Origin of the sequence: Butyrivibrio sp., from assembly GCF_017635265.1 — a bacterium.
GTDB lineage: Bacteria > Bacillota > Clostridia > Lachnospirales > Lachnospiraceae > Butyrivibrio.
On record NZ_JAGBLU010000049.1, the window covers coordinates 1 to 12085 of the forward strand.

The window sequence follows — 12085 nt, forward strand, 5'->3', positions numbered from 1 at the left end:
ATGCAAAAAGAAATGGCCTGAAAGGCAGCGAAGCAAAATTTGCAGAAGTAGAATTATTTTCGATAAGCCTTTAGGCTTTGCCGGTAAAAGGCCCTTATAGGGCCAGAACAAACCACCGGCTAAGCCGGTGGTTCTGATTCCCTCTTCGAGATACTCTGTGTCTTTTACGACTCCTTTTCCTGTAAGAATGCTGAGAATACCTCCTTCAGAATAGGGAAGAAGCAGCTTGCATTCATTTTCAGTTTCGCTTAATTTCTTTTCTATCAGCTCTATAAGTGTATTCAGGCTGTCATTTTCTTTGGCTGATATGTAAATCCTGTCATCCATGGCTTTTGGTACAGGCATTACCAGCATACTGTTTGACTCCTGCTGCTGTTGAACCACATCAGATTTATTAAAAACGTAGATTACAGGAATATCTCCTGCTCCTATTTCTGCCAGAGTTTCTTTGGTTACATCCATATGGTAGCGGTATTCAGGGTCAGAAAAATCTATTACCTGAAGCAGAAGGTCTGCGTACCTTGCTTCTTCGAGGGTTGATCTGAAGGCTTTTACCAGAGCGTGTGGAAGCTCGCTGATAAAGCCTACTGTGTCAGAGAGAAGAAATGGCCTGTGCCCCGGAGCAGATATTTTTCTTACTGATGTATCAAGGGTTGCAAAGAGCATATCCTTTTCCAAAACCTGTTTCTCGTCAAAGCTGTCTCCACCATACATCCTGAGCAGATTGTTCATTATGGTGGATTTGCCTGCATTTGTATAGCCTACCAGAGATATTCTGGGCATCCCTGACTTAAGGCGCCTTCCCCTTTGTGTATCACGTTCCTTTTCAATAGCACTTAAATCTCTCCTGAGCTCGGCCATTCTGTGTTCAATGCGCCTTCTGTCAAGCTCAAGCTGTTTTTCACCTGAGCCCTTGTTGGAAAGACGGCCGCTTCCGCCACCCTGCCTTGAAAGAGAAGTTCTCATATGGGCAAGCCTTGGCAGCATGTACTGCAGCTGAGCATATTCTACCTGCTGTCTTGCCTCTTTTGTCCTGGCTCTTTTTGCAAAAATCTGAAGAATAAGTCCGGTCCTGTCTATAACCTCCGTATCCAGCGCTTTTTCAAGGTTTCTTATCTGCATGGGTGAGAGAGTATCGTTAAAAATGATGATATCTGCATCAAATACGTCTAAAGAATTTTTTATTTCCTCAACTTTTCCGCTGCCAATATAGGTACTCCTGTCAGGACATGGAAGGGACTGGGTTACAGTACATGCAACCTCAATGTCCAGCGCCTTTGTAAGTTCTTTTAGCTCATCCATTGATCTTTCAAAATCAGAATCGCTCTCATCCATGTGAAGTCCCACCAAAATAGCGCGAACCTTCTTTTCTTCCTTTATGTTTTCGTATACTGTCTGTTTCATTGTTATTCCCTTATTACGTTTCTGCTTTAATGTAATGAATTTTTTTCTTGCATAAACCAAAAAAAAGTAATTTAATTTATTTATATATGCTACCACAAATCAGGAGGAGAATTATGGAAAATTTAAAGATTCCGAGTGGCTACGTATCTGCACTTGATCTGCATGATACACAGGTTGCCATCAAGACAGTCAAAGATTTCTTTCAGGGGATGCTTTCGACAAGGCTTAATTTGCAGAGAGTGACAGCCCCTTTATTTGTAACACCCGAGTCAGGTCTTAATGACAATCTTAATGGTGTAGAGAGACCGGTTTCTTTTGACATCCTTAATCAGAACGGGCGAAATGCAGAAATTGTGCATTCTCTTGCAAAGTGGAAAAGATATGCTCTTAAAAAGTACGGATTTAATGTGGGCGAAGGCTTATATACAGATATGAATGCTGTTCGCCGTGATGAGGTTCCTGATAATATCCATTCTATTTTTGTTGATCAGTGGGATTGGGAAAAAGTAATAAGAAAAGAAGACAGAAACATTGATTTTCTTATGGATACAGTAAGGAATGTGTATAAAGTTCTCAGAAAAACAGAGAAATTCATGTCCATTCAGTATGACTATATAGAAGAAATCCTTCCTGAAGAGATTTTCTTTATTACAACACAGGAACTTGAGGATATGTTCCCCGAGTATTCTCCCAAGGAACGTGAATACTACATTGCAAAGGCAAAAGGCGCTGTATGTATCATGAAGATCGGCGATCTTTTAGCTTCGGGGGACAGGCATGATGGAAGAGCTCCGGACTATGATGACTGGGAGCTTAACGCAGATATCATTGTTTACTATCCTGTTCTTGACATTGCACTTGAACTTTCAAGTATGGGAATCCGCGTAGATGAGAATTCTTTAAAAGAACAGCTTGAAAAAGCAGGTTGCGAGGAAAGAGCTGATCTTCCGTTCCAGAAGGCAATCCTGAATAAAGAGCTTCCGTATACAATCGGAGGCGGCATCGGACAGTCCAGAATATGTATGTTCTTTTTGAGAAAAGCACATATCGGAGAAGTTCAGTGCTCAATTTGGCCTGAAGATATGGTAAAAGAAGCAGTTAATAACGGAATTCAGATACTTTAAACGGATTTTTCGCAAATTCTTCACAGAATAGTCACACTTAAACGCTATAGTTTTGTAAGTCGCAAAAATAGAAAGGGGTGACTATTTATGTTAAGAGAGATGATAAAGAAGAACATCAGCTTAAAGCCTTCACAGGTTAGAGATTTCGTGGAAACAGCTTCTAAGTGTGACTTCGACGTAGATATATATTACAACAGATATGTTGTTGACGCTAAATCTATCCTGGGTGTGTTTGGCCTTGATTTTAATCAGCCGCTTACAGTTCAGTTTGGTAAGCACAACAAAGAGTTTGAGCAGTACCTTGACACACTTGCAGTTGCAGGCTGATAAACACAGATTGTTCATTGTAGATTAAAAAAGTTCCATGGTATACAATATCATGGAGCTTTTATTTTGCGCTCATTAAAAAAATTATGACTTCTTGAACTAAATTTCAGAAATCCGCATATACTGCGGATTTCGTGAGAATATGAGTGAAGAGTCAACCAAGCCTCATCGACGAAGTCGATTTAAATTGGCTTGGTTGATGCATTCTTGAATTGATGATTCAAGAATGCATGGCTTTCGGAGATTGTATGAGGATTGAAATATCTGTGCGCGGACTTGTGGAGTTCATACTTCGAAGCGGCGACATCGACAACAGAATACATCAGGCTCCTGCAGATGCCATGCAGGAAGGTGGGAGAATCCACAGAATGATACAAAAGAGCATGGGACCTGATTATCATGCTGAAGTTCCGTTGGAGTACATTTACGAGGCAGACGGCTATGAGCTGGTAATATCAGGAAGAGCTGATGGTATTTTGGATAAATATTTCGGAAAGCCCGGAGCGTACGATGCCCAGGAGTCTTTTATCGAAAAAAATGCTGCAATGCCTCTTATTGATGAGATTAAAGGCACATACAGAGATCTTAATAAGTTAAAAGAGCCCGTTTTAGTGCATCTGTCACAGGCTAAATGTTATGCTGCCATATATTCACGTCAGATAAAATGTCCTGAAATAAAAGTCCGAATGAGTTATTGCAATATAGACTCGGAGGAGATGAAGTATTTTGACAGCAAGTTTACTTACAAAGAGATAACCGCATGGTTTGACGGGATTATTCAGGCTTATTTAAAATGGTCTGATTTTGAATACAATTGGAGCATAGAGAGAACAGCATCACTTAAAAAAGTGGCTTTCCCTTTTCCCTACAGAGATGGGCAAAAGGATCTGGCAGCAGGCGTTTACAGAACTATAATACATGGTAAAAAGCTGTTTTTGGAAGCTCCCACCGGGACGGGAAAAACTATAACCACTGTGTTTCCTGCTGTTAAGGCAATGGGTGAGGGGAAAACAAGCAAGATCTTTTATCTTACAGCCAAGACCATAACAAGGACAGCACCGGAAGAAGCCTTTAATACCCTTAGACGAACTCAGAATATGCGGCTTAAAACCGTGACCATAACGGCAAGGGATAAAATATGCTTTCTGGAGGATGCTGAAAGAAACTGTAATCCTGTGATATGCCCCTATGCAAAAGGACATTACGACAGGATAAATGATGCAATCTATGATTGTTTGACTCACGAGGATTCTTTTAACAGGGAAGTAATCATTAAGTATGCAAAAAAGCATGAAGTCTGTCCCTTTGAGATGTCTCTTGATATGAGTCTGTGGGCAGATGCGGTAATATGCGACTACAATTATGTTTTTGATCCCTTTGTATATCTGCGCAGATTTTTTGCAGACGGCGTGAAAGGAGATTACATTTTCCTTGTGGATGAAACCCATAACCTTCTTGACAGAGGACGGGAAATGTACAGCGCGGTTTTGCGCAAGGAAAGCTTTTTGGAACTGAAAAACACCATAAAAGAATATCACCCGGGTATAGCAGGACATTTGGATAAGTGTAACCGTGTAATGCTTGATATGAAAAGAGAGTGTGATGGTCTTAGTAAGCTTTCATCTATAGAAAAACTCATTAATCCATTAAATCGTCTGGCCGGAATCATTTCAGAATATCTTGAAAACCATTCAGAAGGTCCCTGCAGGGATGAAATATTGGAGTTTTATTTTGATATTTCGAGGTTTTTAACCATATATGACAGAGTTGACGATCATTATGTTATGTACAGTGAGTTTTCAGAAGACGGAAGCTTTTTGGTGAGGCTTTACTGCGCTGATCCGTCGAGAAATCTTGCTGAATGTATGGAGAGAGGAAGATCATCGATTCTTTTTTCGGCAACTCTTTTACCGATTCAGTATTATAAAAAGCTTCTTGGTGGATGTGACAGCGATTATGAAATGTATGCAAAATCGGTATTTGATCCCGACAGACTTGGGCTTTTTATCGGCAGTGACGTAACAAGCAGATATTCACAAAGAAGCGATGAGCAGTATTTGAGAATTGCAGGTTATATAAACAGTATAGTCAGTGCAAGAAGTGGAAATTATCTCATATTTTTCCCATCTCATCGTTTTTTGGAAGAAGTTCTGGACGTATATGAGAAAAATTATCTTGATGGCGAGTCAACTGAAATACTTGTGCAGAAAAGCTTTATGAGTGAAGATGCCAGGGAAATGTTTCTGGAAAGGTTTTCCACAGGAAATGATATAGACCTGTCAAAAGTTATCCACATGGATATAGATATAGTTGAGGATAAAAACGTCTTAGGCTTTTGCGTAATGGGTGGAATATTCAGTGAAGGTATAGATCTTAAATATGACAGCCTTATAGGGGTTATCGTGGTAGGAACAGGCATACCCCTTGTTTGTAACGAAAGAGAGGTACTTCGTGGATATTTCGATGAAAAAGGTCAGGATGGATTTGACTATGCTTACAGATTCCCGGGGATGAACAAGGTTTTGCAGGCAGCAGGACGTGTTATCCGAACGGAGGATGATTACGGCGTTGCGGCGCTTTTGGATGACAGATTTATGCAGGGAAGTTATAGGGCACTTTTCCCCAGAGAATGGAAAGGAATCAAGACCGTTTCGACCTATCTGGTCAAAAACGCTGTAAGCCTCTTCTGGACAGGAATTGAGGATAATTAATCCACAAAAACTTCATGAAAAATATAAAAGATATACATATTGGTTTACATAAAATGTGGATTTATAAATTTATGTAATCTGAACAAGCGTTTAAATTGTATCAATTGAGTGTTCAATTTAACGTTTTTGCAGAAAAATGATGCGAAAGATAGCGATAACTGACTTGTGTGTCATGTGGATAACTCTGTGGAAACTGGGGATTAATCAAAAAACAGTATCAAAGATGTCGCTAAAATAGGCACTTTAAATAGATTGTCAAATGATAACATTTAACTGTGCAAAAATAATCTTGTGACCGATAAGGTCAATGGGTATATGTAAACCAATGTCTATATTGACACACCTGTCACAATAAAAGAAAGGTATTTTCGAACTTAGAATTGTGGTATACTGATTCGCTTAGAGAGGTATTATCGAGCTTAGCGATAAGAATACCAAAATTCTTAGAGAGGTATTTTCGAACTTAGAATTGTGGTATACTGACTCTAGTTTTTTTAGCAGGAAACGCCTATTTATAAAAGTCCACACTTGAAAGCAGCATTTTTGGGTTATATGCTTACCCGGGGTACACCATGAACATTAGGAATTTTGATACAGAAATACAGGCATTATACGAAGAAGTACTGACTACAAGGTCCAGTATGTCGAACAGTTACATAAGTGCCTGTAACAGATTTATAAAGAGAGCCAGGCAGGCTGATGATGTTAGTCTTTTGGGGTGTGCATATTATTTTCTGGCGGATGCTTATTATCTTTTAAGTACTGATTATAGGAAGTTTAACTCCAATCTTCTAAAGGCCATTGAGACATTGCAGGCCAGTGGGGAGCAGGAGTATCTGGCGAGGTGCTATAATCTTCTTGGAATAGATGCTCTTAATCATGGCAATCCGGAACTTGCGCTTGATTTCTTTTTATCCGGTAAAAGAAGCTGTGAGGGGATAGATTCAGAAGTTCCGGGATTTATAGATTTTAATATTGGACAGATTTACTTCGAAGCAGGTGATCCAAAGCTTGCTTTGAGCTTCATTCGTTCAGCCTATAAACTTATAAGTAAGAATAAAAAAGACAGTTTGTACTATAGAAATATAATGTTCTGCTACTGTTTTGAGGCAGACTGCTATATGGAAATGGACAAGCCTGACTCGGTAAAAAAATGTCTTCTTGCGATTAATAAGCTTGAGGAAAGTCATAAATCAAGCAGAGATTTTATAAATGGAATTACTGCTACAGATATACGAACAAGGGCATACCATTATCTTGGGGACATGGTGAGTTTTCAGCGGTATGCTTCAAGGCTTCTGACTCTTATCCAAAACGATAAGCATCCTCTTGATAATATGGAAGACATATTGATTATGTGTCGTTTCTTTATACGGATAGGCTGGATTGACGAAGCTGTCCGTATAGTTGAAAATACTGAAAGATCCCTTGTGGATTTTAATATCGCTCATCTTAAAAAGAACTATGCCAAGCTTAAATGCGAGCTTTACGAATGCCTTGGCAATCAAAAGAAAAAGAATCTGGCTTTAAATGAATTTTTTAAAGCTTCCAACGAAGAAGAAAAAGAGAGGCTCGCAAACTATAAGTTTTTTACTGATATCAGAAATAAGCTTTATGATATAGAAAAAGAAAATGTTATTTTGCAAAAGCAGGCATCAACAGATTCTTTGACAGGTCTGGGGAACAGATATGGCTTAAATAAGTTTGCGGATGCTGCATTTGAGAAAGCTTTTGCTCTGAAAAGATCCCTTGCCGTTGAGATTCTTGACATAGATAATTTCAAGCAGTATAACGATACCTATGGTCATCAGGCGGGAGATGAATGTCTGACAAAAATTGCATCAATCATAAACGACATGCTTAGGGAAAACGAGCTTATTCACGCCTTCAGATATGGCGGTGATGAATTTGTTATTATATATGAAAGCATGACTGACAGGGAGGTTATGGAATGTGCTACGATGCTCAGACAATCGGTCATAGACCTGAAGCTTTTAAGTAAGCACTCTGAAAAGGGAATCGTGACGATTTCTCAGGGAATCAGAAATTCAATTCCCGCGGAAACAACCAAACTGTGGGATTACATGTATGCTGCAGACAATGCTCTCTATCAGGTAAAAGAGCATACAAAGGGTGAGATAATAATGCTTCATAAAGCGGTTATTTCACAAAAGTCACTTGACGACGCAACACATCTTTGAGTTAATAAGAGCACTGTATAAGGAGATAATTATGAAAAAAGAACTTGCTAAGACCTACGATCCTAAGGGTATAGAAGGCCGTCTTTATTCAAAGTGGGAAGAAAAAAAATATTTCCACGCAGAAGTAGATGAGACCAAAAAACCTTTTACTATTGTTATTCCGCCGCCAAATATCACCGGTAAGCTCCACATGGGACATGCCCTTGATAACACAATGCAGGATATTCTTATCAGATATAAGAGAATGCAGGGATATAATGCACTTTGGCAGCCCGGAACCGATCATGCTTCAATTGCAACAGAGGTTAAGATTATTGATGCTCTCAAAAAAGAGGGTATAGATAAGAGAGACCTTGGAAGAGAAAAGTTCCTTGAAAGAGCATGGGAGTGGAAAAAGGAATACGGCGGAACTATCATTTCCCAGCTTAAAAAGCTCGGATCTTCCTGTGACTGGGACAGAGAGCGTTTTACAATGGATGAAGGCTGTAATGAAGCTGTTACAGAGGTCTTTTGCAAGATGCATGAAAAAGGCTATATCTACAAGGGCAGCCGAATCGTAAACTGGTGTCCTGTATGCAAGACTTCTATTTCTGATGCAGAAGTTGAGTATGAGGAGCAGGCTGGTCATTTATGGCATATTAAATATCCGGTTATTGATGAAAACGGCAAGGTTTCTGACACGGAATTTATCGAGTTTGCCACAACACGTCCCGAAACAATGCTCGGAGATACAGCAGTTGCTGTAAACCCTGATGATGAGAGATACAAGAGCTTTAAGGGCAAGAAAGTTCTTTTACCTATAGTAAACAGAGAACTTCCGATTGTAGAAGACTCTTATGTTGATATGGAATTTGGTACCGGTGTTGTTAAAATCACTCCCGGACATGACCCTAACGACTTTGAGGTTGGAAAACGCCATGGTCTTGAGGAAATCAATATCTTAAATGATGATGCCACAATCAATTCAAATGGTGGAAAGTTTGAGGGAATGGACAGATATGCTGCAAGAGATGCCATTGTAAAAGAGCTTGATGAGATGGGACTTCTTGTTGAGATTGAGGACTATTCCCATAATGTTGGAACACATGACCGCTGCCATACTACAGTTGAGCCTATGATCAAGGCACAGTGGTTTGTAAAAATGGATGAGCTTATCAAGCCTGCTGTCAAGGCTGTAAAGGATGGAGATATCAAGCTTATTCCATCAAGAATGGACAAGACATATTTTAACTGGACTGATAATATCCGTGACTGGTGTATTTCAAGACAGCTTTGGTGGGGACACAGAAGTCCGGCTTATTACGGTGATGAGTGCGGAGCAGTAGTTGTGGCTAAAACTGCACCGACTGTATGTCCTAAGTGTGGAAAAACTCACTTCACACAGGATCCTGATACGCTTGATACATGGTTTTCATCAGCACTTTGGCCATTTGAAACTCTTGGATGGCCTCATGATACCAAGGAGCTTAAGTATTTCTTCCCGACAGATGTACTTGTTACCGGTTATGACATCATATTCTTCTGGGTAATCAGAATGATCTTCTCAAGCTATGAGCAGATGGGAACATATCCTTTTAAGACAGTTCTTTTCCACGGACTTGTAAGGGATTCTCAGGGAAGAAAGATGAGTAAATCACTTGGAAACGGTATTGATCCTCTTGATATTATCGACAAGTACGGTGCTGATGCTTTAAGACTTACGCTTATAACAGGTAATGCACCCGGAAACGATATGCGTTTCTACAATGAAAGAGTAGAAAACAGCCGTAACTTCGCAAACAAGGTTTGGAATGCTTCAAGATTTATCATGATGAACATGGATGAGGATGCAAAGAGCGCTATCCATCAGGATGCTCCTGCAGGACTTGAGCCGGTTGATCACTGGATCTTATCCAAGTTCAACAGAACTGTAAAAGAAGTTACAGATAACATGGATCATTTTGAACTTGGAATTGCGGTTCAGAAGGTTTATGACTTTATCTGGGATGAGTTCTGTGACTGGTATATTGAGATGGTTAAGCCGCGTCTCTACAACTCAGACGATAAGAGTTCACATGATGCAGCTCTTTGGACTCTTCAGACAGTACTTATTGGAGCCCTTAAGCTTCTTCATCCGTATATGCCGTTTATCACAGAAGAAATATTCTGCACATTGCAGGATGAAGAGGAATCTATCATGATTTCTGACTGGCCTGTATACAAGGATGAGTGGAATTTTGCTGATGATGAGAATGCTATTGAGACCATTAAGGAGGCTGTTCGCGGAATCCGTAATGTAAGGACTCAGATGAATGTAGCTCCATCCCGCAAGGCAAAAGTATTCGTTGTAAGTGATAAGCCGGAGGTTCTTGATATATTTGCGACAGGTAAGCTTTTCTTTGAATCACTTGCATATGCTTCAGAGTCGGTTTGCCAGTCCGATAAAACAGGAATCGCGGATGATGCAGTGTCAGTAGTACTTGCAGATGCTACCGTATATATTCCGTTCTCTGATCTTATTGATATTTCAGCTGAGATTGAGAGACTTAAAAAAGAGCAGAAAAAGCTTGAAGGCGAGCTTTTAAGATCAAAGAACATGCTCAGTAATGAGAAGTTCCTTTCAAAGGCTCCTGCAGAGAAGATTGAGGAAGAAAAAGCAAAACAGCAAAAGTACCAGCAGACTTACGATCAGGTAACAGAGCGTCTTAAACAGCTTGGAAACTGAAGCAAAATAACCGGACAACTTTGGATATTTTATGACAAACGAAATAGTTGAGAGCATAAACAGAATAATTGATTCCTCAGAAAATGGAAAAGGTTTATCAGTAGCTGAATGTGAGGCATTTTTGAATGCAGTACCCGGTTTTACTGATAAACATACCATAGAGGATACCAGAAAATTTCTGGACTATTTGGGTAATCCTGACGAGAACATGAAGATTATTCATGTGGCAGGAACAAATGGTAAAGGATCAGTGTGTAGTTATCTGACATCTATTTTGATGAAAGCGGGATACAAGGTAGGAACCTTTGTATCCCCGCATCTTGTAAAGATAAATGAGAGGTTTCTTGTTGACGGCAAAATGATTTCTGATTCTTTATTTGTGGAAATCTTTGTCGAATTGCTTCAAAGGATCAGGGAATATAGTAACGACGGCTATTTTCCGACATACTTTGAATTTTTGTTTTTTATGGCAATGATACTTTATGATGTTTATCCTGTGGATTATCTGATTCTGGAAACCGGTCTTGGTGGAAGACTTGATGCCACCAACGCTATCGGTAAACCGGAGATAAATATCATTACTGAAATCGGTTTTGATCATATGCAGTATCTTGGGAATACTATCGAAGATATTGCAGCTGAAAAGGCCGGTATTATAAGAGAGAACGTTCCGACAGTATTTTTTGACAAGCAAAAAGAAAGTACGGATGTAATCAAAAAGAAGGCTCTTGAACTGGATTCAAGAGTTGTTACAGTTAAAAAGAATGACATATCGGATGTAAGGGAAGAGTGTGATGAAACCGGAAACAAATTCATTGCTTTTTCGTATAATTCCCTTTATGATAAATATGCCGGCCTAAAGCTGTCTACCAGAGCGAGGTATCAGACTGAAAATGCGGCTATAGCGGTTGCAAGCGCAGAAATACTGCGAAATAGCGGCGCTGTGATTTCAGGTGAAGATATTGAGCTTGGTCTTGTAAGTGCCAAATGGGAAGGCAGGATGGAAGAAATCCGTCCCGGCATATATGTGGATGGCGCTCACAATATTGACGGAATTGAAGCTTTTTTGGATTCTGTTGCGCATGTAAGTGCAGAGGGGCGCAAATTACTTTTGTTTGGCATAGTTGCTGACAAACAGTATGAGGACATAATAGAAAAAATACTCCTTAGTGAGCAATTTGATTCTGTTTTTGTGGCTACACTTAAAACTACAAGATCGGTATCTGTATCAGATTTAAAGAGCACATTTGAAAAGTGTAAAGAGAACAATGGGATTTTTGGGGTACCAATCAAGTATTATACTAATGTGAGAGATGCAGTTACAGATGTTATAACTGTCAGAAAATCCGGCGATATAGTTTTTTCAGTCGGTTCACTTTACCTGACAGGTGAGATAAAAGCTATGATGTAAGTCATAAGTGATTTGTTTTGACAGAGGGGAATGATATGTTGAATTTTGAAGAAGAGCTTAAGAAATTTAAGCCAAGTCTTGAAATAGAAGACACTGAAGACATTATCTACAATAAGGATTTAGATGATATGTCAGATGTGCTTGTTAAGCTTCTTAAAGAAGCTAAAAGCGAAACCGATAATCAGAGAAGGGCAAGATAACAG

Annotated in this window: 8 protein-coding genes; 7 read left to right on the forward strand and 1 reads right to left on the reverse strand. The window is 39.5% G+C overall.

Annotated features, from left to right (window positions below; all coding sequences use genetic code 11):
- Positions 1 to 1404: GTPase HflX (hflX, locus tag J6O61_RS06470; RefSeq protein ID WP_292211027.1), on the reverse strand; the 1404-nt coding region annotated here is incomplete at its 3' end.
- Between the two features lie 113 nt (positions 1405 to 1517).
- On the opposite strand from hflX, the gene asnA reads away from it, so the two are divergent.
- The 7 genes from asnA (at position 1518) to J6O61_RS06505 (ending at position 12082) form a co-directional block, all read left to right on the forward strand.
- A complete protein-coding gene (asnA, locus tag J6O61_RS06475; protein WP_292211030.1) occupies positions 1518 to 2528 on the forward strand; it encodes an aspartate--ammonia ligase in 1011 nt (336 codons plus the stop codon).
- Between the two features lie 87 nt (positions 2529 to 2615).
- Positions 2616 to 2855: an HPr family phosphocarrier protein gene (locus J6O61_RS06480; RefSeq protein WP_292211032.1), complete on the forward strand. Its 240-nt coding sequence runs from the start codon at positions 2616 to 2618 to the stop codon at positions 2853 to 2855.
- Positions 2856 to 3103: 248 nt separating this feature from the next.
- Positions 3104 to 5566, forward strand: a complete 2463-nt coding sequence (locus J6O61_RS06485) for an ATP-dependent DNA helicase (RefSeq protein WP_292211035.1) — start codon at positions 3104 to 3106, stop codon at positions 5564 to 5566.
- A gap of 572 nt (positions 5567 to 6138) precedes the next feature.
- Complete coding sequence (locus J6O61_RS06490; RefSeq protein WP_292211036.1) at positions 6139 to 7767, forward strand: tetratricopeptide repeat-containing diguanylate cyclase; 1629 nt, start codon at positions 6139 to 6141, stop codon at positions 7765 to 7767.
- A gap of 31 nt (positions 7768 to 7798) precedes the next feature.
- Complete coding sequence (locus J6O61_RS06495) at positions 7799 to 10471, forward strand: valine--tRNA ligase (RefSeq protein ID WP_292211039.1); 2673 nt, start codon at positions 7799 to 7801, stop codon at positions 10469 to 10471.
- 31 nt (positions 10472 to 10502) lie between these two features.
- Positions 10503 to 11882 (forward strand): bifunctional folylpolyglutamate synthase/dihydrofolate synthase, encoded by a 1380-nt coding sequence (locus tag J6O61_RS06500; protein WP_292211042.1) that lies wholly within the window; start codon positions 10503 to 10505, stop codon positions 11880 to 11882.
- 35 nt (positions 11883 to 11917) lie between these two features.
- Positions 11918 to 12082: a hypothetical protein gene (locus J6O61_RS06505; protein WP_292211046.1), complete on the forward strand. Its 165-nt coding sequence runs from the start codon at positions 11918 to 11920 to the stop codon at positions 12080 to 12082.
- The last annotated feature ends 3 nt before the right edge of the window (positions 12083 to 12085 follow it).

Bases quoted from the DNA above. Each gene is read 5' to 3' on its own strand.
- asnA (WP_292211030.1), top strand. From the start codon at position 1,518: ATGGAAAATTTAAAGATTCCGAGTGGCTACGTATCTGCACTTGATCTG.
- J6O61_RS06480 (WP_292211032.1), top strand. From the start codon at position 2,616: ATGTTAAGAGAGATGATAAAGAAGAACATCAGCTTAAAGCCTTCACAG.
- J6O61_RS06485 (WP_292211035.1), top strand. From the start codon at position 3,104: ATGAGGATTGAAATATCTGTGCGCGGACTTGTGGAGTTCATACTTCGA.
- J6O61_RS06490 (WP_292211036.1), top strand. From the start codon at position 6,139: ATGAACATTAGGAATTTTGATACAGAAATACAGGCATTATACGAAGAA.
- J6O61_RS06495 (WP_292211039.1), top strand. From the start codon at position 7,799: ATGAAAAAAGAACTTGCTAAGACCTACGATCCTAAGGGTATAGAAGGC.
- J6O61_RS06500 (WP_292211042.1), top strand. From the start codon at position 10,503: ATGACAAACGAAATAGTTGAGAGCATAAACAGAATAATTGATTCCTCA.
- J6O61_RS06505 (WP_292211046.1), top strand. From the start codon at position 11,918: ATGTTGAATTTTGAAGAAGAGCTTAAGAAATTTAAGCCAAGTCTTGAA.